The sequence below is a fragment of the Pseudomonas sp. SJZ103 genome, from assembly GCF_007828335.1.
GTDB lineage: Bacteria > Pseudomonadota > Gammaproteobacteria > Pseudomonadales > Pseudomonadaceae > Aquipseudomonas.
The window spans coordinates 103259-127894 of the sequence record NZ_VIUN01000014.1 but is presented as its reverse complement, the minus strand read 5'-3'; the positions used below and the strand labels follow the sequence as shown (position 1 = coordinate 127894).

Annotated in this window: 25 protein-coding genes; 16 read left to right on the top strand and 9 right to left on the bottom strand. The window is 61.6% G+C overall.

The window, feature by feature from the left end; genetic code table 11:
- Positions 1-10: 10 nt before the first annotated feature.
- A complete protein-coding gene (locus tag FBY10_RS25125) occupies positions 11-769 on the bottom strand; it encodes an IclR family transcriptional regulator (RefSeq protein ID WP_145338159.1) in 759 nt (252 codons plus the stop codon).
- Positions 770-1057: 288 nt separating this feature from the next.
- On the opposite strand from FBY10_RS25125, the gene FBY10_RS25120 reads away from it, so the two are divergent.
- The 9 genes from FBY10_RS25120 to FBY10_RS25080 all read left to right on the top strand — a co-directional run bounded on the left by FBY10_RS25120 (position 1058) and on the right by FBY10_RS25080 (position 10528).
- The gene (locus FBY10_RS25120) at positions 1058-2599 is read left to right on the top strand and encodes an acetolactate synthase large subunit (protein ID WP_099491964.1); all 1542 of its coding nucleotides are present in this window, start codon (positions 1058-1060) and stop codon (positions 2597-2599) included.
- An 11-nt stretch (positions 2600-2610) separates the two neighbouring features.
- Entirely contained in the window at positions 2611-4101 is a 1491-nt protein-coding gene (locus FBY10_RS25115) for an aldehyde dehydrogenase family protein (RefSeq protein WP_145338158.1), read from the top strand.
- A gap of 27 nt (positions 4102-4128) precedes the next feature.
- Complete coding sequence (locus FBY10_RS25110; RefSeq protein WP_053129953.1) at positions 4129-4923, top strand: SDR family NAD(P)-dependent oxidoreductase; 795 nt, start codon at positions 4129-4131, stop codon at positions 4921-4923.
- Between the two features lie 12 nt (positions 4924-4935).
- On the top strand, positions 4936-5976 hold the full coding sequence (locus tag FBY10_RS25105; protein WP_145338157.1) for a glycosyl hydrolase: 1041 nt from the start codon (positions 4936-4938) through the stop codon (positions 5974-5976).
- Positions 5977-5987: 11 nt separating this feature from the next.
- Positions 5988-6446 carry a VOC family protein gene (locus FBY10_RS25100; RefSeq protein ID WP_065930135.1) on the top strand — a complete coding sequence of 153 codons (459 nt, stop codon included), beginning with the start codon at positions 5988-5990 and terminating at the stop codon, positions 6444-6446.
- A 15-nt stretch (positions 6447-6461) separates the two neighbouring features.
- Entirely contained in the window at positions 6462-7064 is a 603-nt protein-coding gene (locus FBY10_RS25095; RefSeq protein WP_145338156.1) for an amino acid synthesis family protein, read from the top strand.
- Between the two features lie 61 nt (positions 7065-7125).
- Positions 7126-8733 (top strand): bifunctional 3-(3-hydroxy-phenyl)propionate/3-hydroxycinnamic acid hydroxylase, encoded by a 1608-nt coding sequence (locus FBY10_RS25090; protein WP_099491966.1) that lies wholly within the window; start codon positions 7126-7128, stop codon positions 8731-8733.
- Positions 8730-9536 (top strand): 2-keto-4-pentenoate hydratase, encoded by an 807-nt coding sequence (locus FBY10_RS25085; protein ID WP_145338155.1) that lies wholly within the window; start codon positions 8730-8732, stop codon positions 9534-9536. The genes FBY10_RS25090 and FBY10_RS25085 overlap by 4 nt, the downstream gene beginning before the upstream one ends.
- A 50-nt stretch (positions 9537-9586) precedes the next feature.
- Complete coding sequence (locus tag FBY10_RS25080; RefSeq protein WP_065930131.1) at positions 9587-10528, top strand: helix-turn-helix domain-containing protein; 942 nt, start codon at positions 9587-9589, stop codon at positions 10526-10528.
- A 101-nt stretch (positions 10529-10629) separates the two neighbouring features.
- On the opposite strand, the gene FBY10_RS25075 is transcribed toward FBY10_RS25080, so the two are convergent.
- The 6 genes from FBY10_RS25075 to FBY10_RS25050 all read right to left on the bottom strand — a co-directional run bounded on the left by FBY10_RS25075 (position 10630) and on the right by FBY10_RS25050 (position 14954).
- On the bottom strand, positions 10630-11538 hold the full coding sequence (locus FBY10_RS25075) for an ABC transporter six-transmembrane domain-containing protein (RefSeq protein WP_145338154.1): 909 nt from the start codon (positions 11536-11538) through the stop codon (positions 10630-10632).
- A complete protein-coding gene (locus FBY10_RS25070) occupies positions 11526-11888 on the bottom strand; it encodes a hypothetical protein (protein ID WP_078833289.1) in 363 nt (120 codons plus the stop codon). The genes FBY10_RS25075 and FBY10_RS25070 overlap by 13 nt, the downstream gene beginning before the upstream one ends.
- Before the next feature lie 55 nt (positions 11889-11943).
- Positions 11944-12141, bottom strand: coding sequence for a hypothetical protein (locus tag FBY10_RS25065; protein WP_145338153.1), 198 nt, complete (start codon positions 12139-12141; stop codon positions 11944-11946).
- A 37-nt stretch (positions 12142-12178) separates the two neighbouring features.
- The gene (locus FBY10_RS25060; RefSeq protein WP_145338152.1) at positions 12179-13270 is read right to left on the bottom strand and encodes an ATP-binding protein; all 1092 of its coding nucleotides are present in this window, start codon (positions 13268-13270) and stop codon (positions 12179-12181) included.
- Positions 13267-13995: a response regulator gene (locus FBY10_RS25055; RefSeq protein WP_145338151.1), complete on the bottom strand. Its 729-nt coding sequence runs from the start codon at positions 13993-13995 to the stop codon at positions 13267-13269. Before FBY10_RS25055 ends, FBY10_RS25060 begins: the two co-directional genes overlap by 4 nt.
- 134 nt (positions 13996-14129) lie before the next feature.
- Positions 14130-14954 carry a helix-turn-helix domain-containing protein gene (locus FBY10_RS25050; protein WP_065930128.1) on the bottom strand — a complete coding sequence of 275 codons (825 nt, stop codon included), beginning with the start codon at positions 14952-14954 and terminating at the stop codon, positions 14130-14132.
- Positions 14955-15137: 183 nt separating this feature from the next.
- Here FBY10_RS25050 and FBY10_RS25045 point away from each other — a divergent pair, with 183 nt between their 5' ends.
- The 7 genes from FBY10_RS25045 (at position 15138) to feaR (ending at position 22371) form a co-directional block, all read left to right on the top strand.
- Positions 15138-16277 (top strand): tyramine oxidase subunit B, encoded by a 1140-nt coding sequence (locus FBY10_RS25045; RefSeq protein ID WP_099491972.1) that lies wholly within the window; start codon positions 15138-15140, stop codon positions 16275-16277.
- Positions 16278-16310: 33 nt separating this feature from the next.
- On the top strand, positions 16311-16733 hold the full coding sequence (locus FBY10_RS25040; RefSeq protein ID WP_017846980.1) for a RidA family protein: 423 nt from the start codon (positions 16311-16313) through the stop codon (positions 16731-16733).
- 58 nt (positions 16734-16791) lie between these two features.
- Positions 16792-18084: an FAD-binding oxidoreductase gene (locus FBY10_RS25035; RefSeq protein WP_145338150.1), complete on the top strand. Its 1293-nt coding sequence runs from the start codon at positions 16792-16794 to the stop codon at positions 18082-18084.
- A 66-nt stretch (positions 18085-18150) separates the two neighbouring features.
- Entirely contained in the window at positions 18151-18999 is an 849-nt protein-coding gene (locus tag FBY10_RS25030) for an alpha/beta fold hydrolase (protein WP_145338149.1), read from the top strand.
- Positions 18996-20207 (top strand): Bcr/CflA family multidrug efflux MFS transporter, encoded by a 1212-nt coding sequence (locus FBY10_RS25025; protein ID WP_145338148.1) that lies wholly within the window; start codon positions 18996-18998, stop codon positions 20205-20207. Before FBY10_RS25030 ends, FBY10_RS25025 begins: the two co-directional genes overlap by 4 nt.
- 119 nt (positions 20208-20326) lie before the next feature.
- Positions 20327-21448, top strand: a complete 1122-nt coding sequence (locus FBY10_RS25020; protein ID WP_256663586.1) for an MFS transporter — start codon at positions 20327-20329, stop codon at positions 21446-21448.
- A gap of 23 nt (positions 21449-21471) precedes the next feature.
- On the top strand, positions 21472-22371 hold the full coding sequence (feaR, locus tag FBY10_RS25015; protein WP_145338146.1) for a transcriptional regulator FeaR: 900 nt from the start codon (positions 21472-21474) through the stop codon (positions 22369-22371).
- 49 nt (positions 22372-22420) lie between these two features.
- On the opposite strand, the gene FBY10_RS25010 is transcribed toward feaR, so the two are convergent.
- Entirely contained in the window at positions 22421-23905 is a 1485-nt protein-coding gene (locus tag FBY10_RS25010; RefSeq protein ID WP_099491978.1) for an aldehyde dehydrogenase family protein, read from the bottom strand.
- Positions 23906-24042: 137 nt separating this feature from the next.
- Positions 24043-24519 (bottom strand): MarR family winged helix-turn-helix transcriptional regulator, encoded by a 477-nt coding sequence (locus FBY10_RS25005; protein ID WP_145338145.1) that lies wholly within the window; start codon positions 24517-24519, stop codon positions 24043-24045.
- Positions 24520-24636: the final 117 nt, after the last annotated feature.

Here is a 24636-nt window from a genome sequence, read left to right as displayed (position 1 = left end):
CGCCTAAACCTCAGGATGCGGCGGCGCCCGGCGGATTGCGCAGGTTCTCGGCAATCCGGCGGGTGGTTTCCATGACCATTTCAATCACGGTTTCCTGGCGCAGCAGCTTGAAGCTCTGGGTGCTGCCGACGGCGGACAGGCTGCCGATCACCTCGTCGATGTCCGGCTGGATGATGGGCGCGGCGATGCCGGTCAGGCCGAGGTTGAGTTCATCATGGGTCATGCAGTACCCATCCTTGCGAATCTTCTTTGTGGCCTTGGCAAAGCTGGCCCAGTCGTACGGGCTTTCCGGGTCGCTGGCCATATGCTCTTCGAACAGACGCTGCAGGCGTCGACCTTTCTGGAAAGCGATCAATACCTTGGACTGCGCGCCGCGAAAAAAGGGCAGCGGATGCCCGCGCCCGAAGGAGAAGTGATACGTGTCGGTGGGTTCGGCAATGTAGGTGTTGATGATGCGTCCGTCGTAGAAGACGCTGGCGAACACCGCCAGGCCGGTCTGCGCCGACAGCTCGTGCATCAGCTCGCGCCCCGCCAGAAGGATGGGGTCGTACTGGCGCATCATCCAGTCCAGCTCGATCACGCGCGGCCCCAGGCCGTAGTGGCCGGCGTCCACGCGGGTCAGCAGGCCGGCGTCGCACAATTCCTTGACATAGCGATACGCGGTGGCGCGCGACAGGCCCATGCGCTCGGCGATGGTGTCCGGGTCGATCTTCAACGTCGCCGGACCGAACAGGTCCAGGACATTCAGCAATTTACTCAGGCTGCTCATTTCGTTCCTAGAGAAGGGATGGCATGCGGGTAAGCACTATAGGCGAAAACAGCGCAGATCCAATGTGGGAGCGGTCTTGCTCGTGAAAGCGGTGGGCCAGTGATGGAAGTTACTGACAAACCGCATTCTCGAGCAAACCCGACCCTGCAGGTCGACAGGCTAAGCTTTTCAGATTATAAATTCACTTAAATCTCAAATTAAGAGATTTAATTCATAAAATGCTTGTCTGTCTCTCTATATTGTGTGATAAATCTCAACAAAGAAAACGCTCAAGCGAGAGGGCTGACAATGAATGGCGCGCAACTGATAGTGAATGCGGCAGCGGCAAGCGGTATCGAGTACTGCTTTGCCAACCCGGGCACCACCGAGATTCCGCTGGTGGCGGCCATGGCCAGCGCACCTGCTCTCAAGCCGGTGTTGTCGCTGTTCGAAGGGGTCTGCACCGGCGCCGCTGACGGCTATGGCCGCATCGCCGGCAAGCCGGCAATGACCCTGACTCACTTGGGCCCGGGCTTTGCCAATGGCATCGCCAACCTGCATAACGCGCGTCGGGCCAATACGCCGATCGTCAACGTCATCGGCGATCACGCCTCCTGGCATGTCAACTACGATCCGCCCTTGGCCAGCGACATCCAGGCCTTAGCCGGCACCGTTTCTGGTTGGGTGCGTACCTCGCGCACGGCGGCGGGTATCGGTGAAGACTTGCAGGAAGCCGTGCGTGCGGCGTGGCAGGCCAAAGGCCAGATCGCCAGTTTGATCCTGCCTATGGACCTGCAAGCCCACGCGGTGACGCACAACGGTGTATTCGCCCCGTTGCGCGCGCCGGTTCGCCGGTTTGCCGGTGACCGGGTAGAAACCGTGGCGCAGGCACTGCGTGATGGTCAGCGGCTGGTGTTTATCGTCGGCGATGAGGGCTTGTCGGTCGCGGGCCTGGAAGCAGCGGGGCGCCTGGCGCAACTGCCCGGCGTGCGCCTGTTTGCCGAGACCTTTCCGCGCCTGAGCTACCGTGGCGGTGGCTTGCCGGACCTGGATCGCCTGCCGTATTTCCCGGAAGTGGCGATTGAAATTCTTGAGCAGTACGACCTGGTCATTTGTGCTGGCGTGCCCGAGCCCATTAGCTACTTTGGCTACGAAGGCATCCCGTCGCGCCTCGCAGAACGTGAACGTCTGCTGACGCTGGCAGAAGTCGGTGACGATGTCGCCGGCGCGCTGGCGGCGTTGGCCGATGCCCTGAATGCACCGGCCTATGTGCCGACCCCGCAGGGTATCGAACTACCGCCCGGCCATGCCGAGCTGACGCCACAATCCATCGGCCAAGTGCTGGCCGCGTCACTGCCCGAAGACAGCATCGTCTCGGTTGAGGGCGGCACCTGCGGCTATCCCTTTTTTACCGCCTCCGCCCGCGCCGCTCGGCATCGGGTATTGACCAATACCGGTGGCGCGATTGGCCAGGGGATTCCGGTGGGGTTCGGTGCCGCCTTGGCGGAACGCGGCAATAGCGTGTTCTGCCTGCAATCGGACGGCAGCGCCCAGTACACCATTCAAACCCTGTGGAGCATCGCCCGCGAGCAGTTGCCGGTGGTGATCCTGATTGCCGCCAACCATCGCTACGCGATTTTGCAGAACGAGCTGCGCCGTTTCGGCATGACCGAAATGGACCCGCAAGCCCTGCGCCTGACCGTGCTCGACAGCCCGCGTATTGACTGGAAGGCCTTGGCCAAAGGCTACGGGGTACCGGCCTGCACGGTACAGACCAATGCCGAACTGCAACGCGCGCTGGCCAATGCCAAGGCCGACCGTGGTCCTTGCCTGATCGAAATGGCGCTGTGAAGGAGTCGATTATGTATCAGCCCGAATTATTACCTGCCGTCCAGGCGTTCCTGGCCCAGCCAGGCCGCCTGTTTATCGGCGGCACCTGGCAGGACGCCGCCAGCGGTCGTCGCTTTGCCGTGGAAAACCCGGCCACCGAACAGACCCTGACCGAAGTCGCCCAAGGCGATGAGCGTGATGTGAATGCGGCCGTTGCGGCCGCGCGCGCAGCCTTTACCGGCACCTGGGCCTTGCAGTCACCGGCGCAGCGCGGCCTGTTGCTGTTTCGCCTGGCCGATCTGTTGGACCAGCACCGCGAGGAACTCGCGCAACTGATCACGCTGGAGAACGGCAAGCCTATCGCCAACGCGCGCGGTGAAGCGGCCAGCGCGGCGAACATCATTCGCTACTTTGCCGGCTGGCCCACCAAGATCGAAGGCAGCACGCTGCCCGTATCGCCGGCCAGCGGCGCGCCGATGCTCAACTACACGCTGCGCGAACCGGTGGGGGTCTGCGCGCTGATCGTGCCGTGGAACTTCCCGTTGACCATGTGCGTTTGGAAGCTCGGCCCCGCGTTGGCCACCGGTTGCGTGGCGGTGCTTAAGCCCGCCGAACAAACGCCGCTGATCGCGATCCGCCTGGTGCAACTGATCGAGGCTGCAGGCTTCCCCGCCGGTGTGGTCAACCTGATCACAGGCCTGGGCGCCGACACTGGCGCACCATTGGCACAGCACCCCGATGTGGACAAGATCGCCTTTACCGGCTCGACCCAAGTCGGGCGGCTGATCGCCCAGGCGGCCACCAGCAACATGAAAAAGGTCTCGCTGGAGCTGGGCGGCAAGTCGCCGAACATCATCCTGCCCGATGCCGACATTGCGCGCGCCGCCAAGGGGGCCGCCGATGGGATTTTCTACAACCAGGGCCAGGTATGCACGGCGGGCTCGCGCCTGTATGTCCACGCCAGTGTGCTCGACCAGGTGCTCGAAGAACTGCAGCGCCACGCTGCCGCCTATGTCCTGGGCAATGGCCTGGACCCGGCCAACAGCATGGGGCCGTTGGTGTCCGCGCGGCAGTTGAAGACCGTCAAGGGTTACCTGCAGCGGGGCCAGGAGGAGGGCGCCGAACTGATCTGCGGCGGCGGCCGTCCCGAACACCTCGAGCATGGGCATTTCATTCAACCGAGCGTGTTCCTCGACCGTGCCGAGCGCGCCTGTGTGGCCCGAGAAGAAATCTTCGGCCCGGTACTGACCGTCATGAGCTGGACCGAAATCGATGAACTGGTGCTGCGCGCCAACGATTCGCCCTATGGCCTCGCTGCTGGCCTGTGGACCCGCGACTTGCGCTCGGCGCACCGCGTGGCTGCACAGCTCAAGGCTGGCTCGGTCTGGATCAACTGCTGGAACGTGGTCGATCCCTCTTCACCGTTCGGTGGCTACAAACAATCCGGCTGGGGCCGGGAGATGGGTAAAAACGTGATCGATGCCTACACCGAGACCAAAAGCGTGTTTGTCGATCTGGCCTGAACTGAATAATCACAAGAGGTAATTGCTATGGATCTGGAATTGAAAGGCCGCGTGGCCATTGTCACCGGTGGCGGTATGGGCATCGGCAAGGAAGTCGCACGTTTTCTCTCCGAGGAAGGCTGCAAGGTGGTGATCTGCGCGCGGCGCATGGCGTTCCTGCAACTGGCGGCCGAAGAGATCACTGCACAGACCGGCAATGAAGTACTGCCGCTGTTCTGTGACACCAATGACATGAAGGCCGTGTCGGAGATGGTCGAGGCGGCGCACAAGCATTTCGGCCGCATCGACATCCTGGTCAACGGTGCCGCAGCGCCGTCGGGTGTGGTGCGCAATGACATCGAACACGCCGGCGACGATGAACTGCTGTCGGACCTCAACACCAAGGTGATCGGCTACTTCCGGTGCGCCAAGGCCGTGACCCCGCACATGAAGGCGGGCGGCTTCGGGCGCATCATCAACATCGGCGGCCTCACCGGGCGCAGCAGCAAAGTGCTCTCGGGCATGCGCAACCTGGCCATCGCCCACATGACCAAGACCCTGTCCGACCAGCTCGGCCCTTCGGGCATCACGGTCAACCTGATTCACCCCGGCGTCGTCGATACCCCGCATATCCAGGAGTTGTACGAGCGCGAAGCAGTCAAGCAGGGCAAGACCGCCGAGCAGGTCGAGCAGGCCTACATCGACGCGACGCCGATTCGCCGCACCCTCGCACCGATTGAAATGGGCTGGCTGATTGGCTTCCTGGCGTCGCCGAAAGCTGCTGCGGTGACCGGTGAATCCATCGGCATCGACGGCGGTTTGACCCGTGGCATCTATATCTGAGGAGTATCACAGATGAGTAATGGAACCCTTCTGGTCGCCACCGTTGGGCAAGCGGTGATCCGCAGCGCCGACGATGGCAAGACCTGGCATCGCCTGGGCCTGGGGCAGGACCTGGAGTTCGATGCAATCACCCGATCCCTGAGCGTGCATCCCGACGCACCCGAAGTGATCTACGCCGGCACGGACGTGGGCTTGTGCATCAGCCGCGACACCGGTGGCCATTGGAAGCGCGTCGATTCGCCGTTCAACGGCGAGACAGTGTGGAAAGTCGCCGTCGACCCGCAGGACGCCAAACGGATTTTTGTTGGCACCGGTGCGCCATCGCGCGCCGTGTTATGGCGCACCCTCGACGCCGGCCTGAGTTGGGATCGCGCCCCGGTGGAAATCCCCGAGTTCTGCGATGGTGTCAGTCGTCCGCGCCTGCTTGCCTTCGCCTATGACCCCACCGACCGCAATCAGCTGTGGTTTGGCCTGGAAGAGGGTGGCCTGTTCCATTCGCGCGATGGCGGCGACAGTTGGACCCGCGTCGATGACCGACTGCTGTGGGACTACAACTCGGACATCCACAACATTGTGGTACTGCCCAATCACGGCAAGAAAGTCATCGTGGTGGTTTGCGTGAATGCGGTCTACCGCAGCCTGGACGAGGGTCTGACCTGGACCGGCATTATCGGTCGCGAAGCCTTCGGCCTGTACTACCTGCGTGCCATGAATGCGCCGCTGGGCACTCAAGACGAGCTGTACCTGAGCATTTCCGATGGTACGCCGGGCACCACCAGCAAGATCCTCGTCTCCCATGATGCCGCCCTCAGCTGGAACGTGCTGCCGTTACCGCAGCAGCCCAATTCCTGCGTCTGGGCCATTGCCTTCAACCCGGCCAACCCGCGCCAGATGGCGGCGGGCACCAAGTATGGGCACTTGTTTACGTCCGACAACGGCGGTGATGGCTGGCAGAAGCACTGGCGCGAATTCAGCGAGATCGCCGACGTGCTATGGACGCCTGCCGTGGCGCAAATCAAGGCCGGGCATCAATCCATCGTCAAGAAAAACTGAGGTAAACAGTGATGAAAGTCGAAATCCTTCGAACTCACTTATCGCTCTGGGTGAGTGATCCTGATGTGTCGGCGCGCTGGTATGCCGACATTCTGGGCATGCACGAAAGTGCCCGTGGCGAGAGCTGGGTGATGATGGCGTTTGGCACCAAGCATCACGACATCGCGTTGATTCGCGCAGAACCCGGCGCCCACCAGGGCGGGCTGGGGCTGCAGCACTACGGATTGGAAATCGCCGGCGACATGACCACCTTGCGCCAGCTCTACGGCATGTTGCTGAAGAAGGGAGTGGAGGTGGTGAAAATTACCGATCATGAAATCGGCAACGGCCTGTATTTCAACGATCCCGATTGCAATCGCATGGAGTTTTTTCTCGAAACCGAGCATGACGATGCGTGCGGTAAGGCCCGCTTCAAGGCCGCCGGTGCGCCGAGTCGCAACATCACGCTTGACCCACTCGACCCCCTTTGAACAGAGGCAGCCCCGATGAAAACCGCAAATTTCGCCAGCTATCACATCCGCAAATGGTACAGCTTCGTTGAAGAGACCCTGGCCAATGAAACCGGCCAGTTGGCCGATGGCGAGCCGGTGTTCAAATACGCCGTCGCTGCAGTGATCGCCAACCCGTATGCCGGCCGTTACAGTGAAGACCTTTCGCAATTGATCGAGCCGTCGCCACTGCTGGGTGAAGAGTTCGGCCGGCGCATCCAGGCCCTGGCCGGTTCGCGTCAGATTGAAAGTTACGGCAAGGCCATCCTGGTGGGCAGCGCAGGCGAGTACGAGCACGGCAATGCGTTCCTGACCAACCCGGCCGCCGATCCGATCCGCGTCGCCCTGGGCGGTGGCAAGTCGTGGGTGCCCTCCACCGGCAAGCGGGGTGGCCCAGGCTCGACCATCGACGTGCCGCTGGCGCACAAGGACGCCCTGTACGTGCGCTCGCACTACGACAGTTTCTCGGTGACCTTCGGCGACGGCCCTTCGCCGGATGAGATCGTCGTGATCTGGGCCTTCGCCACGCGCGGACGCCTGCATGCGCGGTTGGGCGGGCTCAAAGCCGAAGACGTAAATGGCCTTGACGGTCTGCACTGATAAGCGCGCAGGATCAAGCGGTGCTGGACCCAAACCACAACAAGAAAAGCGGTGAATAGCGATGAAGCAGGAGAAGACCCAAGTTGTCATTGTGGGCGGTGGCCCCAACGGCATTACGGCCGCGCACTATATGGGAATGTACGGTGTCGACTGCGTCGTCCTTGAGCTGGCCGACGGCATCCTGCCTTATCCTCGTGCAGTGGGCATGGACGATGAAGCGTTGCGTGTGCTGCAGGGAATCGGCATCGCCGAGCTGGCGGTGCGCGACATGATCTGTGACGTGCCGCTGCGCTATTACAACGCACGCGGTGTGTGTTTCGCCGAGGTCAAGCCGAGTGCCGCGCAGTACGGCTGGCCGATGCGCAATATCTTCATGCAGCAGTTGCTCGAAGGTACCCTGCGTGAACACCTCGGCCAGCATGCCAGCGTTGAGCTGCGTCAGGGCCACGAATTGCTGGAACTCGAGCAGGATTCCGAGGGTGTGACCCTGCAGGTGCGCGATGCCGAAGGCGAGATCTACCAGCTTCAGGCCGACTATGTGATCGGTGCCGACGGCGGACGCTCCACCGTGCGCAAAAAGCTCGGCATCGAACTGCTTGGGCTGACCCATCCGCGCAAATGGGTGGTGGTCGACACCGCCAACGACACACTTGATGCGCCCTACACAGCGCTGCATGCCGACCCGCAGCGGCCCTTCGTGTGCATCTACCTGCCTTACCAGCAGCGACGCTGGGAATTCATGCTGATGGAGGGCGAGGACGAAGCGAAAATGTGCGAAGAGGCGACGATTCGCAAACTGATCCACGGGCATATCGGCGATGCCGTGAACAACCTCAACATCATCCGTATTCGTGCCTATACCCACCACTCGCGGGTCGCGGCGCGCTTTGTCGAAGGGCGTGTGGCACTGGTGGGCGACGCCGCGCATATCTCCCCGCCGTGGGCCGGGCAGGGTCTCAACTCGGGCCTGCGCGACGTGGCCAACGTGGCCTGGAAACTGGCAGCGATCATCCAGGGCCGCGCGGCGCCGTCGATCCTCGCTACCTACGACCAGGAGCGGCGTGGTCACGCGACCGAACTGGTGGCTCTGGCCGACAACATGGGGGCGGTACTCGGCTTGACTAACCCGCTGATGGCTGGCGTGCGCGACTGGCTGTTCCAGGCGGTGAACAGCGTGGATAACCTGCGCTCGCACTTGCTGGAATTCAAGTTCAAACCCAAGGCCACCATCACCAAGGGCTTGGTTTATCACGAGCGGGCCGAGTTGCGTGAGGACGATCTGGTCGGGCAGTTGTTCATCCAGCCGAACATCGAAGACGACCAGGGCCAGCGGCGGCGCCTGGACGAGGTGCTCGGCAATGGTTATGCCGTGCTGGGGTATCGCGTGAACCCGCGTGAGCATCTCAGTGAGGCGATGGCCGAGTATTGGACGCGCTGGGATACACGTTTCATCCAGGTCAATCGTTCGCGCAGCGGCGTCGGGCGGAACCAGCCGTTGAAAGCCAATGATGCCTTGAGTGTGGAGGATGTGGATAACCGCCTGGGCGAATGGTTCTCCAAGGTGCGCGACTGCATCGTCGTGGTGCGTCCGGACCGCTTCGTCGCCGCCATCACCACGCCTGAGCGGCTTGACGGCGTGCTGCGCAAGCTGGCGGAGCAACTGTCATGAGTGGCGCTGACGAGTTGCTCGACCAACTGCACGAGGCCGGGCATAGCGCCCGGGCCATCGCACCGTTGCCGCCCGAGGCACTGGACAAGCAGCAAGGTTACTCGCTGTTGCGCCAGGGCTTGGCCCAGCGTCTGGCAGGTGGCGAGCGCCTGAGTGGTTGGAAGGTGGCCTTTGCCGGCCGGGCGGCGCAGGCGCGTTTTGGCCTCGACGAACCGGTGTATGGCGCGCTCACGTCGGCCATGGCGGTCGAGCCGGGCAGCGCGGTGTCGTTCGAGCGGCTGATCCAGCCCAAGCTTGAGGTTGAACTGGCGCTGGTGTTCGGGCGGCCCCTGGCGCCAGGCGATTACCCTGACGAGGAGATTCTGGCGGCAATTGCCGAGGTGGCCCCGGCCTTCGAAATCGCCGACTGCCGCTGGCAGGGCTGGGCTTTCGGGCTGGGTACGTTCCTGGCCGATAACGCCGCCGCAGGGCTTTACTGTGTCGGGCCGCGCGTGTCGTTCGATGCGGTGCGGCATGCGTGCGTGGAGTATCGCCTGGAGCATGACGGCGCATTGCTCGGCAGCGGTGATACCCAGACGCGCGAAGACAACCCTCTGTTCAACCTGTGCTGGCTGGTGCGGCGTCTGTTGGCGGACGGTTATCCCGTGGACGCCGGGCAGGTCGTGTTGTCCGGTGCATTGCTGGCACCGCTGGATATACGACCGGGCGCTTATCGTTTGCGCATGCTTGGCACGGAACTGGCTTTGGATTTCCACCCAGGCCTCGTGCCTGCGCAATCGCCAGCGACTGTTATGGATGACTGAGCCCGCCTTCAGGCCAAAAACAACAATCTGGCCGCCGAGGAATGACGCATATGCTCGCCGAAGTCCGTACCTTCAATGACTCTCAACAGCACGCCGGCTCGATCCAGGGCTGGCAGCAGGTGTATGACCAACTCGGTCGTGGTTGCCTGACCAGCGAACTGTGGCAGTTGTCCGGCGATCGTTTCCAGATCTTCCAGGAGGTGCTGGACAAGCGCGTGGTGCAGCATGGCCGCTCGCCCAAGGGGCGCTTGTGTGCGGCCATGTCACTGGGCAGCCCGCCGGTGGTTCAAGGCCAGCAGGTGAGCGCGCAAAGCGTGGTGCTGTTGCGTGACGGCGAAGAGTTCGTGTTGCATGCGCCGCAAGGCACGCACTTTTTCGCACTCAATGTCGATGCCGTGCGCTTTGCCAAACTGGCCGCCTTCGAACTATCCAACGATCAGCTCAAACGCCTGACCAGCGTGTCTGCGCTCAGCGTGGATGAAACGTTACTGTTGCGCATTCGCCAGCGCATCCACCCGCTGTTTCGTCACTTTTTGGAACATGCAGGCGCTATAAGCCCGGCCTCGGAAAAGATGCTGGAAGACGAATTGCTTGGCGCGTTCCTCGATCTGTTCAGCCATGCCAGCGACGAGGTGCGCTGCCGGCGTGGCAATTTCGCCGTCAGTGCCTACCTGGTCAGGCGCAGCCAGGAATTGATCATTGCCAGCGGCGATACGCCGTTGAGCATTCTTGATCTGTGTGAACAGCTGCACGTCAGTCGCAGGACCCTGCAAAATAGTTTCCAGGCCGTCACCGATATGCGACCGGTCGAATACCTGCGCAATTTGCGACTCAACGCCGTCAGGCGACAGTTGATCGCAACCCCTGCGAGCGAGAAAAACATCGGTGAGATCGCCGTGGCCATGGGTTTTTTTCACCTGAGCCATTTCGCCACGCATTACCGTGAGCTGTTCGGTGAATCGCCGTCCGAAACACGCCGAGCGTCATACTGACACGACAAAGCGCGTGCCAATGCGGGTGGATCTTCAACGTTGCCAGGATGACGCAAGGAAACACACATCGGCGCAAAGTGCATCGCCCACCTGTCACGGCCTTAAGCCAGCCCCGGGTCCACGCGCTTGCCGATATCTTTGAGCCGCGCCAGTTGGTCGATCGTCGACGGCGCTTCATCCAGGCAACTGACGAAGGTCCACAAGTAGGTCATCACCGCATAGATATGCCCGGCCTTCACCTCCGGCGCCAAGGCCAATTGGCTGATGGCAACCACGAACAGCAACGCCGCCAGCAAGCCGATGGACAGGAAGGCGACGGCCTCGCGGTCGGACAACCCGATTCGCAATCGCGACAGCACGTGGTAGTGACGGCGCAGGGTGTTGGCGCCGACTTTTTCCACCAGGCCGATTTCCTTTTCCAGGCGATTGTTCAAGCGTTCATGCAAGCGCTGGTTGCGCCGTGCGAAGCCCGGCATGAGGGTAACGCACAGCAGCAGTGCGAGCAGGCAGGCCAGGCCGACCCAGGGCTCGATCACCAACAGCATGCCCGCTGCGCCGACAACCGACACCAGCGCAGTGGCTATGGTGGGCACATGCTTTTCGAAAAAATCGACGAAATCCCGCGCCAGTACCACTCGCGCCGCCGCCCTGGAGGTGCTGTGGCGTTGCAGGCGCTGGTTGAGAATTACTGGCACCGCGAGGTCGGCATAGATGCGCGTGAACGTGCGCGTATCCACGGCCCGGCGAGCCGCGCCGACCACCCAGAAACCGAGGACTACGGCGGCGTACCACACGGCACTGCCGACATCGCCACGGATGATCGAGTCGACGGCAAACCCGGCGAACAACGGGTAGGCCAGCAGCAAAGCATTCTCCAACGCAACCAGCGACAAGGTGCCGAACAGTTTGCCGGGATAGGCTTTGGCGATCGCCTTGAGGGTCTGGCTGGCGGATTGCTGCCCCAGTCTTTTACTCTCTTCGAGCAGAGTCGGCGGCGTTACGGGCTGCATGGGGCACCTGCGGCGCGCGTAGTTCGCTGATAGATGCCACGGGTGACATCGAGCAAATATCGCGCTTCATCGGTCATCAATAAAAGATCGATCTGTACTTCTTCGATAATGATTTCCACGGTGATCAACATACAAATAGCGGGTGCGATGACCAGCCAGTGGTAATACGACAGCGTCACTAAAGAAACGCCCACGCCGATCAGCCACAACGCCAATACACACCGCGGCGCGTACTTCTGCAGGGGAATCCAGAAACGTTGCAACTTTCTCAATTTAAACGTGTAGAGCGTCAGTGACGCTTCCACTTGTTTAAGGTCGATAGTGTTCCGAGCTGAATGCTGTGTCGGCATAACAGTTATCCACGTAATAACGTTAAACATCAGAGCCAGGCGGCAGGCGATACGGCTATTCGCTGCCCTGGCGCTCCTGGCTTGGCAGCGTTTGGCTGAGCCAGGCGAGATTGACTTCGTTGACTTCCACCCATTCACCCCTGGCAGGAATCCCTTCGCAACTCAAGAAAGCAACGCAACGTCCGTGTATGTCCAGTAAGGCAAAGTGGCGATACTTTATTGCTCTCTTGAACAGGCCAATAGAGAGACGCATGCCATCACCTTAGTTGGTATTAATTGTTTATTGGTTGTCAGGCTTGAGTAGTAAACAAGGCGCCGCATGGCCAACTCAGCTCAAACACCGTGCCGCTGTTTATCGCCGTTCGACAGGTCACTGCGCCGCCATGGGCGAGGGCAATTGCCCGCACCACGGCTAGGCCCAGGCCACTGCCGCCCTGGGCACGCGAGCGTGAGCTTTCGCCACGCTGAAACGCATCGAAAATGTGTGGGGCGAATGCTGCGTCGACCCCCGGGCCCTCATCTGTGACCCTCAGGAAGTGGCCTCGCTCGTCACCGCCCAGTTCAATGCTGACGGTGCCCGGTGTGGCGTGTTGGCAAATATTGTCCAGCAGCGCGAGCAAAGCCTGGCAGATGCGATCGGGGTCGCAGTACACCGGGCCCTTGCGCAGGTTTAATTGCAGGGCAAAACCGGCGCTGTTCAGGCTGGGCTCGAACAAGCGCGCTTCAGCCTCCAATGCATCGGCCAGCTCCACCTCCTTGAGCGCCAATTCCAGGTGACCGTTGTCGCCCATGCCCACCACGCGAAGGTCTTCGACCAGGCGGGTCAAGCCTTCGACCTGGCCCAAGAGGCTGTAGAACTGCGCGGTATCCGGCTCGAATACACCCTCGGCCAGTCCCTGCAAGCGACCGCGCAGGATGGTCAGCGGGGTACGTAGTTCATGGGCAATCGCGGCGTTCCAGAAGGCTTGCTCCTCGGCCATGCGTTTCAATCGGTTCGCCATGCTATTGAAGTCATCCACCAGCAGGGCAGCTTCGCCCAGGGAAAGATCAGGCGCCACGGCGCGGGCATCCAGGTCACCGTCGGCCAGCCTGCGCAGGCTCACGGCTACCGAGTTAAGCGGCATCAGAATACGCTTGGACAACTTGACGGCCACCGCCACGCCGACGCCCAGGCTGACGCAGGTGATCAAGCCCATCCACACCCATTCCACGCCGCTGGGCAGCCACTCATCCGACTGCATCTCCAACTCCGTCGGCGGCGAAAAGGTCCAGAGCAATGCATAGAAGATGTAGGACCCGACCAGCGCGAGGGCGATCACACACATCACCACGGCCGACATCGACACGATAATCTGCCGGCTCAAACTGTTGGCCACTTTCATGCCTGGCTCCCGAACCGGTAGCCCACGCCACGGATGCTGGCCGGTACGCCGTGCAGGCCAAGGTCTTCGATCTTGCGACGCAACTTGCTGATATGGCTGTCGACGGTCCGCTCCAGGCTGTCGCTCTCCGGCGAGCAGAGCACCAGCAGTTCGGCACGGCTGAACACGCGGCGCGGCGCCTTGGCCAACTGTGCGAGCAACTTGAATTCGGTCACCGTCAGGTGCAATGGTTGTTTTTGCGTGCCGATGTGTACGTTCACCTCATGGCTGTCGATGTCGATTTCAAAGGCGTCGACGCGCAGTACGCGGTGGTCGGCGCCATGGCCTTGATCGCTGCAGCGGCGCAGCACGGCCTGGATCCTGGCGATGACTTCTGCCGGGTTGAAGGGTTTGACGATGTAGTCGTCCGCACCAATGCGCAGGCCCATGAGTTTGTCCATGTCCTGGTCGTGTGCAGTCAGCATGATCACCGGGGTGATACCGCGATGACGCAACTCCGCCAGCACCATCCAGCCATCCAGCTTGGGCATCATCACATCGAGCAGCACCAGGTCCGGCTTGAGCAGTTGATGCAGTTCGAGCGCACGACGCCCATCCTGCGCATGGGCGGTACGAAAACCCCCACGCTTGAGGTAGGCCGTGAGGATGTCGGCGATTTCCGGCTCGTCTTCGGCGATCAGCACCAGCGCCTGGTTAGGGAGCGATGCAAGGAGTGGTTCAGTCATGGTCTGCTCGGTGGGTGCACGGTTTTTCAGCAACGGATTGAATAATGCACCGCAAGCATGCACGTTCGGCGAAGGTTTTATGGAGAAATGATGGAGAGGGGAATTAATTTTTCGCGGGAACGGCGGGAGGGCACTCAGGCGAAGCGGATGCGCTCGGCGTAGGCGCTCTGCAGCATTCGGCGCTGGTAATCGCAGGGCGTCGTACTGACCAGCTTCTTGAAGTCGCGCAGGAAATGCGACTGATCGGAAAAGCCCAGGTCCAGGGCCAGGTCTGAAAACGACACATCGTGCCGGGTGTTCAGGGTTTCCAGCGCCGCCTGGCAGCGAATGATCCGGCAGAACGTCTTGGGCGACAGGCCGGTGTCCTGGCTGAACTGGCGATGAATCGTGCGGCTAGTGTACCCGCTGAGTTCTTCCAGTTGCTGGATACGCAGGTCACCGCGATGTGCAAGCGCCTGTTGGATGACCATGGTCGTGAGTTTCGAGCTTCGGCCGATTAGGCGCGGGGCCAGGTAATCGCTGAACAGCTTTATCTGCTCCTGCAGCTGTGGGGCCTGGACGATGCTTTCGAAAATGCGCTGGGCAAACGTCGATACTTCCAGCAGATCCCATTCCTGTTCGGTCAGGTCCTCGGCCACGACGTTGATGAAACCTGGGATAACCCCCGGCGCAAAGCGCACGCCGAAGTAATGGTGACCCTGCAGCAGTTCGACCTGCTGAGCCTCCAGCGGGGTACCACAAATCCTCACACTTGGGCGCGTGGCGTCACAGTCGAAAACGATATCCACGCAGCCGTCCGGCACCGCCAGCAGATCAGCTGAGTGAGCGACATCGAAGGCGTAGAAATGCGAAATCGCCGGGTGCTCGGAAGGCATTACCGAATACCGTGAAGAGTTGAGTACGAACCAGGGTTGTTCGTAAGCGGTTTGCCGCAGCGATGGTGAACACAGGTTGGGCATGGCCGGACCTTGGCGTGGTATATGCGGGAATATTCACGCATTTATCGCGCCAACTCTGCGGACGGGGACGAACCTTGATGTCCGAAATTTACAATACCGCCATGAAACACTCACTGATACTCGACCTCGATAGCGTGGGAGCAGCGCCTACCGCAGCGACTTCATCTTCAGTCGAGAATAATAATGTCCACTACCACAAAAATTGACTTCATCTATCTGTCCGAGCAGGACATGATTCGCGCGGGCGTAACCGACATGCTTGCCTGTGTGAATACCATGGAAGAGATGTTCGGCCTGCTCTATAGCGGCGACTACCGCATGGCCGGGCCAAACAACGATTCTCACGGCGCGATGGTGGTGTTTCCGAAGGATTCGCCTTTCCCGAACATGCCCAAGCCCACCGCTGACCGCCGCATGATGGCGATGCCGGCCTACCTGGGCGGCAGCTTCTGCACCGCAGGCGTCAAATGGTATGGCTCCAATATTGCCAACCGCGAAAAAGGCCTGCCACGTTCGATCCTGATGTTCACCCTCAACGATCCCGACACCGGCGCACCGTTGGCGCATATGTCTGCCAACCTGCTGTCGGCCTACCGCACCGGCGCGATTCCCGGCGTGGGCGCGCGCCACTTGGCACGCAAGGACTCGAAGGTGGTCGGCCTGCTCGGCCCCGGCGTGATGGGCAAGACCACGCTCGCCGCATTCATCGCCGTTTGCCCGCAGATCGATACCTTGAAGATCAAGGGCCGTGGCGAGAAAAGCCTGAATGATTTTATTGGCTGGGTGAAGGACACCTACCCACAGGTGACCACGATCACCGTGGTCGACAGCCTCGAAGAAGTGGTCCGTGGTTCCGACCTTGTTACTTATTGTAGCTCCGGTGAGACAGGCGACCCCTCAAACTACCCAATTGTGAAGCGCGAGTGGGTCAAGCCGGGTTGCTTCATGGCCATGCCGGCATCCTGCTCGTTGGACGAGGGGATGGAACGCGCCGACGTGCGCAAGGTGCTGGACAACACCGGCCTCTACGAAGCCTGGTTCGAAGAATTGCCCAAGCCTGCGCACCACTGCGTGCCGGTGATCGGCGTGCGGTTCATGGACATGATCGCCGAAGGCACGATGCAGCCCGAAGAACTCGAAGACATCGGCAAGATCGTCGCCGGTGATGCCCAGGGCCGTCGCAACGATGAAGAGATCATCATCATGTCGGTGGGCGGCATGCCTGTGGAAGACGTGGCCTGGGGCACCGTGGTGTATCGCAATGCCGTGGAAAAAGGCATCGGCGTGAAGCTCAACCTGTGGGAAACCCCCGTCCTGCGCTAAGCCATCCTTTAACCCACTGACGAGACTTACGACATGACCAAAATCATCAAGCTCAAGACCGGCTCACCCTTTGAAGACCAGGCCAGCTATTCGCGCCTGGTAGTGGTGGACAACTGGATCTATGTGTCCAATACCGCCGGGCGCAACCCGCAGACCAAACTGATCCCGGAGGACATCCTCGAGCAGACGCACCAGGTGTTCGCCAACATTGAAACCGCGCTGGCCGCCGTCGATGCAAGCCTGGCCGATGTGGTGTGCTCGCGGGTATTTATCCAGGACCCCAAGGACGTGCCGGCGGTGATGGGCCTGATCGGCGAAAAATTCCGTGGTGTCGACCCGGCCAGTACCGTCACCTGCCCGCCGTTGGGTTCGACGGTTTACAAGGTGGAGCTGGAAGTGACGGCGTATCGCAACGCCTCCAAGGCCCAGGTCGAAGTGATTCGCCTGTCGCAATAACCCGTCCTGCGGCCGCGCCCTCGCGCGGTCGACCTCTATAGTTTTGCGAGTCTTGATCATGGCCCCGACTATTGCGCCCGTGAATACGTCCACCGAATTTCCCTCCACGACCGCCGTCGTCATCATCGGCGGCGGCATCATCGGCTTGACTGCCGCACTGACACTGGCCGAACGCAATATCCCGGTGGTGGTCCTGGAAAAAGGCCGTATCGCCGGCGAGCAGTCTTCACGCAACCTGGGCTGGGTACGCAAGACCAGTCGCCACGCTCACGATATTCCGCTGGCCCTGGCCGCTGACCGCTTATGGGCGCAAATGCCCGAGCGCATCGGTGCGGATGTGGGTTATCGCCAGGAAGGCATCATGTTCGTCGCCCGCAACGAGGCGCAAATGGCGATGCATGACAGTTGGCTCAAATCGGTCGAGCACCTGTCACTGGATTCGCGGTTGCTGAGCAACCGCGAAATCGCACAGAAAGTGCCGGGCGGCGCGGGTGAGTGGGCCGGCGGCATCTACACACCATCCGACGCGCGCGCCGAACCGACCCTGGCCAGCAGCGCGATCGCCAAGGCCGCCATGGCCCTCGGCGTGGTGATCATCGAGCAGTGTGCGGTGCGCACGCTGCAGATGTCCGCCGGCAAGGTCAGCGGGGTGGTCACTGAAAAAGGCGAGATCCGCTGCGACCAGGTGTTACTGGCTGGCGGCATGTGGTCGCGGCGATTCCTGGGCAACCTCGGGGTGTCGTTGCCGACCCTGGCCTTGACCTGTTCAGTGTTGCGCACCCATCCGATGCTGGGCCCCACCGAGATTGCCGTGGGCGCGCCGGACTTTTCGTTTCGCAAGCACAAGGACGGCGGTTTCATCATTACCCAGCGCGGCAAACTGGATGCTTTCCTGACCCTCGATCACCTGTTGCTGGCCAAGCAATATATGCCGCAATTTCGCGCGCAGCGCAGCGTATTGAACGTGTCACTGGGCAAGTATTTCTTCAATGACCTGGCGCTTTCGCGACGTTGGTCGGCCGACAGTGTCAGCCCCTTCGAACGCGTGCGCGTACAGGACCCGGCGGCCAACCCGCGGCTCAATAACGACGCGATGAACAACCTCAAGGCGGCCTGGCCGGTGTTCGAACAAGCCAGGATTGCTCAGGCCTGGGCGGGCACGATCGATGTGACGCCGGATTCGAACCCGGTGATCGGGCCGGTCGCGCAAATCCCGGGCCTGACCGTGGCCACCGGTTTCTCCGGGCATGGCTTCGGTACCTCGCCGGCGGCCGGCCACTTGGCCGCCGATATGGTCAGTGGGCATACCCCGATCATCGACCCGAGCCCTTATCGGTTTGATCGTTTCTAGGTCGCATGCACCGCGACAGTCCCAGAAAAACGGTGTTTCTCCTTTACTGAGCGGCGGAGCCAGGCAATGTCCCCAGACAGCATTTTTTTCACCAATCGCGCAGGCTTGCGTCTGCATTTTCTACGCTGGGGCAAGCCGGGCGGCGTGCCCTTGGTACTGCTGCATGGTTTGCGTGCTTATGCCCAGACCTGGGAGTCGCTGGTAGAAGCGCTGGGCGATGGCTATTGCATCTATGCCCTGGACCAGCGCGGACGCGGGCTGAGTGACTGGGCACCGGCCGCCAGTTATCACACGCAGTCCTATGTGGAAGACTTGCAGGACTTTGTCGCCTATGTCGGCTTGCAGCGGTTCGTGTTGCTGGGTCACTCGCTGGGGGGCGCCAACGCATTGGAATACGCACGGCAGCACCCGGGGCGCTTGATTGGCCTGATCATCGAAGACATCGGGCCAGGTTCCTCCAGCCAGGGCGACGGTGCGGCGCGCATTCGCCGCGAGATGAACCAGACCCCGTTGCGTTTCGACAACTGGGACGCCGCCCGTGCGTTCTGGCAGGCGTCGCGTCCTGGCTTGTCGGCGCAGGGCCTGGCGTCGCGGCTGGCGCACTCGATGAAGGACAGCGCGGGTGCGATCACCTGGCGCCACGATCAACAAGGCATCGCCGAGGCACGCCTGAGCATTGAGCCTACCGATCTGTGGCCGGCGGTACGCGCCCTGGATTGTCCGACGTTGTTCATTCGCGGTATGCGCTCGGACTTTCTGCCGGCGGCGACGCTGCAAGCCATGCGCGACAGCAATGCGCACGTGCGCACGGCCGAAGTCGCGGACGCCAGCCACTATGTGCATGACGACCAGGGTGGGACGTTCAACCGGCTGGTCACCGCATTTCTTGACAGCCTCGCGATCCCCGGCCGATGAAACCGCGGGCTCGCTTGATTGTGCTGCTCTCATCCCTGACGGCCTTCGGGCCATTTTCGATTGATACTTACCTGCCCAGCTTCCCGCAAATCGCCGAGGACCTGTCGACCAGCACCGCGCAGGTGCAACACACCATCAGCGCGTTTCTCGCCGGGCTGTGCCTGGGCATGTTGTGCTACGGTCCGTTGTCCGACCGCTACGGCCGTCGCCCGTTGCTGCTCGGCAGCCTGGTGCTGTACGCGGCTGCGACCCTGGGTTGCCTGTTTGCCGGTAGCGTCGAGCAACTGATTGCCTGGCGCTTTTTCCAGGCGCTCGGCGGCGCGGGTGCGCTGGTGCTGGCGCGCGCCGTCGCCCGGGACAGGGTAGGCCTGGCGGAGGCAGCCAAAGTGCTGTCGTGGATGCACGTTCTGACGATGATGGCGACACTGGTCGCGCCGATGATCGGCACTTGGCTGGTGTTGATCCAGGGTTGGCGCACGATCTTTGCCACCTTGTTCATCCTGTCCAGCCTGTGCCTGCTGCTGGTGGCCCTGACCCTGAAGGAAAGTCTGCCGGCGCAGGATCGCGGGGCGTCCGTTGGGGCGGCCTTCGCGGCCTACCTGACCATCGCCCGGCAACCCAGGGCGATGGCGCTGATCCTGTGCATGTCCCTGGGGTTTGGCGGCATGTTCGCCTTCATCACTGCTTCGCCTTTTGTGTACGTCGTGTATTTCGGTGTCTCGCCACGGGTGTTCAGCGCGTTGTTCGCCCTGAACATCCTCGGCATCATCCTGGTGACCTTTATCAACGCGCGTTGGGTGGGCCGTTTTGGGCCGCAACGCATGCTCGGCGTGGGGGCGGTGCTGGTGAGCGGGGCAGGGTTGGCGCTGATGCTGGTCGGGTATACCGAATGGGGCGGGCTGACGAGCATCGTGTGTTGCATGGTGCTGTACATGGGCGTGACCGGTTTGATCGGCGCCAATTGCATGGCCAGCCTGATGATGCTGTTTCCGCGCCAGGCCGGTGCGAGCGTGGCGCTGGGGGTTTCGGTGCAATTCGCCACAGGGGCGTTGGCCAGCCTGTGGGTCAGCCATTTGGCTGATGGCAGCGCCTGGCCGATGTGTTGGGTGGTGGGGTGTTGCGGGATGGGCTCGTTGGTCGCTTATTGCGTGACCCTTCGCACGCCTGCCCGGGCGGTTGCCGTGACGGCCGTCGTTAAGCAAACGTGAGCCGCAGTTAAAAAAGCCAGGATATTCAAATGAAAACTACAAAAATAAATCCGATCGATACAACCTCCGTCTATGTGTGTGCAGGCTTGGTTTCGGGTGCAGGTGCCTTGTTATTGAACGTGCTACCTGTGCTGTTTGGCGCGTTTGCCGAGCGTTTCGGGCTCGGCGAGCACCAACTGGGCAACCTGGCCATGGCCATGAACCTGGGGTTTGGCGCATTCGGGCTGGCGTCCCTGCTGTGGATTCACCGGCTCAGTTGGCGAGTCATATCGGCACTGTCGTCGGCGCTGGTGGTGGGCGCGCTCGTGTTTGTGCTGCGCGATCCTTCCTATGAAGCGCTGCTGGCGATCATGGCTCTGGCGGGCGCCGGTACCGGGGCCTTGTACGCCCTGGCGATGACGATCTTCGGTGACAGTTCGCAGCCTGAACGAGCGTTTGGTTTCAAGCTAGGTATCGAGACCGTGCCGGGCGCCTTCCTGCTCATCGTGCTACCCGTGGCGGTGGCGCCGGTGTGGGGCTTTGAAGGCATGCTGATCACCATCGCCATTGCCATGGTGGTGATGGGTATCCTGCCGCTGCCTTGGGTGCCGCGCCGTAGCGAGCGACACCTGGAAGCGTCCGGTACCGCCGTGCGGATTGCCAGCGCCGAGAGTCGCACCATCGTATGGTTGAGCCTGGTGGCCAGCCTGGTTTTCCTGACCGGCATCATGTCGGTGTGGGCGTTCCTGGAGCTTATGGGCAAAAAGACCGGCTTGGCCTCCGACACCATCGGCATGGTGCTGGCGCTGGGTTTTCTGATCAATGCCGGCGGCGGCTTCATCGCCTCGGCGATCGGCTTGAGGGTGGGACGCTTCATGCCGGTGGCCGTGATTATCCTCGCCGAGTTACTGGGTCTGGTGGCACTGGCGCAGTTTTCTTCCCTGACGACCTACGTCGTAGGCGTTATTTGCTTTCTCTTTTCGATCGGCTTCGTGCTGGCTTATACCTTCGGCGTCATGGCTGAGTTCGACCTGTCGGGCAAGCTTGTCGCGCTGGGCGCGCTGTGCCTGTCCCTGGGGGCGGCGTTCGGGCCAGCCATCGGTGGGTTTCTGATCGAGGCATTCGGCTACTCGGCGGTGTTGGTGTTCTCGGGCGCCTGTTCGGTGGCGGTGCTGGTCATCTATGGCGCGGCGGTGTTGAGAGCCCAGTGGGCGTTCCAACGCATGCGGGCTTCGGGTACCGCCGTGATGTCCGGGTTGTGAGCGAGTGAAGAGGGGGAACACCCATGCGTGGTCAAGCGTTGTCGACCTGGAACGAATGTGTGCGCGCGACCTGCGGTCGTTTCGACACGCGCTATGACCATTGCCAGAGCCTTTTCATCGGGGAAATGCAACAGACGCTGGTGGGCACCACGGCGGTCGCCCACATTCGCAGCAATGCCAGTGTGATTGCCAAGGCCGCTCGCTCAAGCGGGCGCAGCTCATCGGCCCGGTGTTTTCTTGTGTTGCAACAGCAGGGCTCGATGGTCATTGAGCTGGGCGACAAGGTGCTTGAACTGCACGCAGGTGACCTGGCTTTGCTGGACTTTTCCGGTGCGGTGAAAATGACCCCCAAGGGGTTGTTCGCCCATGTGTCGATCCCGTTGCCGTGTGAGTTGCTCAAGGGGCTGGACCGTAGCCGCTTCGGCAAGCTGTCGACCACGGGGGTGTGTGGCCAACTGCTTGGCACGCTGGTACGACAGGTCGCTGCGGGTGAGCTGGCCCAATGGTCTTGCCCGCAGGATGGTGATGGTCTGCCAAGGGCGCTGGTTGCCTTGCTGGCCTCGGTGTTGGAGTACCGTGCGAGCGACCATTCGCCTGGGTGGCAGCTGCATGAAGTGCAATCCGTCATCCAGCAGCGGCTTGACTCACCCCGGCTGTCGCCGGCGTCGCTGGCCGAAGAGCTGGGCATCTCCAGCCGCCAGCTCTACAGGTTGTTTGAGGCGAGTGGCGACAGCGTCTGCCGCTATATTCTGCGTGAGCGGCTGTTGAAGGCCGCGCAGGACCTTCGCGATCCCGTTTGCGCACAGCGCTCGATCACCGATATCGGCAGCTATTGGGGCTTTGCTGATTCGGCGCATTTTTCCAAGACGTTCAAGAAGCAGACGGGGCTGACACCCAGTAGCTATCGGCGCCGCGGGCACTGAGCCTGGTTGCGGCGTGGGAGCAGGCTCCCTCGCCACAGATCCGATGTGGTCAATAGCGGATGATCACGGATTTCAGCTCGGTGTAGTCGTCGATAAACGCACTGCCGAATTCACGCCCCATGCCAGACGCCTTCATCCCGCCAAACGGCACGCTCGGGTCGACAAATGTGTGCATGTTGACCCACACCGTACCCGCCTCGATTCGCGGGATCAGGCGCAAGGCCCTGGACAAGTCGTTGGTCCAGATACTGGCTGTGAGGCCGAACGGGCTGTCGTTCATCAAGGTGACCAGTTCTTCTTCATCGTCGAACGCCAGCACGCATACCACTGGGCCGAAGGTTTCCTCATGCAGCAGCGGATCATCCTTGCCGTTGGCGATGATCAGCGTCGGTTCCACGTAGTAACCGGCACGGTCCACGGCACGCGCACCGCATACCACCTGGTTGCTCTGCAGGGCACGGTCGAAAAAGCCGAGGATCTTGTCGAAGTGCGGCTTGTTCGACAGCGGGCCGAACTGAGCATGTTCATCCATAGGCGAGCCTATGACCATCTGCGACAACATCGCCGCCATCTTCTGCGTCACCTGCTCGACGATGGAACGGTGCACGAACAAACGCTCGGGGGCCGCGCACACCTGGCCCTGGTGCACATAGGCCGATTGCACGAAGCGCGCTACGGCGTCATCGACATTGGCATCGGCCAGCAGCGCGGCGGCATTCTTGCCGCCCAGCTCCAGGGTGACGCGGGTCAGGTCGGCGGCCATGGCGGCCTTGCCCACCGCGATGCCGGTGGGCACCGAACCGGTGAACGACACCTTGCGCACGGCCTGGTGTTCGATCAACTGCTGGCCCACCTGGCCGCGCCCGTTGACCACGTTGATCACGCCCGGCGCAATTCCCGCCTCGATCGCCAGTTCCGCCAGGCGCAACAGGGACAGCGGTGTGTATTCGCTGGGTTTGAGCACCACCGTGCAGCCGGTGGTCAGCGCGGCGCCCAGTTTCCACACGCCTATCATCAGCGAGAAGTTCCACGGCACGATGGCCGCTACCACGCCCACGGGCTCGCGCAGGGTGTAGGCGCTGTACTGCTCACCCGCCATGGAAGGGAACGACGGGGTCATTGTCTGGCCGCCGATCTTGGTCGCCCAGCCGGCGAAGTAGCGCAGGAACACCGCGCTCTGGCCCACTTCGATATGCCGCGACAGGTTGATCGATTTGCCGGAACTCAGGGTTTCCAATTGCGCCAGTTCTTCGCCGTTGGCTTCTATCAGATCTGCCAGACGGTTGAGCAGCACGCCGCGCTGGTAGGGGGTGACTTGCGCCCAGGCGCCCTTGAAGGCAGCGGTGGCGCTGTCGACGGCCAGGTTCACATCCTCGGCCTGGGCGTCACGCAGCTGCGCGACGGTCTCGCCGGTTCCGGGATCGACCACGCCGATGCGCTGGGTGGAGGCGCTGGTGTGCGCGACGCCATCGATGAAGTTGGAATGGTCGCGACCCAGGAAGGCAACGACTGAGGGCAGCAGGGCAATGTGCATGGTGGCGCTCCAATGAAGGATTCGTCGCGCCCGGGGGCGCTCGAAAGACCCTTGCATTAAAAACCGATGCACGCGTGGCTGCTTGTTCGAGCCTGCCAGGAAATTGGTTATGCCTGACAGGTTGGGCCGCCGCTGACCTAGGGTTCGCCGAGGTTGTCGAACACCATTTCGAGCATGCGGTTCAGGCGCTGGATCTGCGCTTCGGTCATACCGGTGAAACTGCGCTTGAACAGGTCACCCGTGGCGACCTGGATACGTTCAATCGCCTCGCGCCCTTGTTCGGTGATGCGCACCTGCGTCACGCGGCCGTCGTCCTCGCAGGGCGCGGTGTCCACCAGGCCGTCTTCCTTCATGCGATACACCGTCTTGGTGATGGTCGAGAGCTTGGCGATGGCGTGGGTGGAAATTTCGGAAATGCTCGATTGGCCGTTCTCCTTGAGAATGAACAACACCCGCCAGCGCGGGATATCCAGACCGATTTTCTTCAGTGCCTTTTCCATGTACTGGCTGTAGCGACCATGCACCATGGCCAGCCAGTAGAACGGGAAATCCTCTTTGTGAAAGTCTTCACTGCCGGGGTCGTAGCGGCCTGCGTGTTTTTTGGGTGCGCTCATGGTCTGCTCATGTCGGGGGCGGCGGCCAATCATAGACTTTTCTCGTGAATTCGGCACGGCTTTTGCCCGGGCATCAGCCTGTTTGTGCTGGGGAATTTAGTTGACAATTCACGTAAT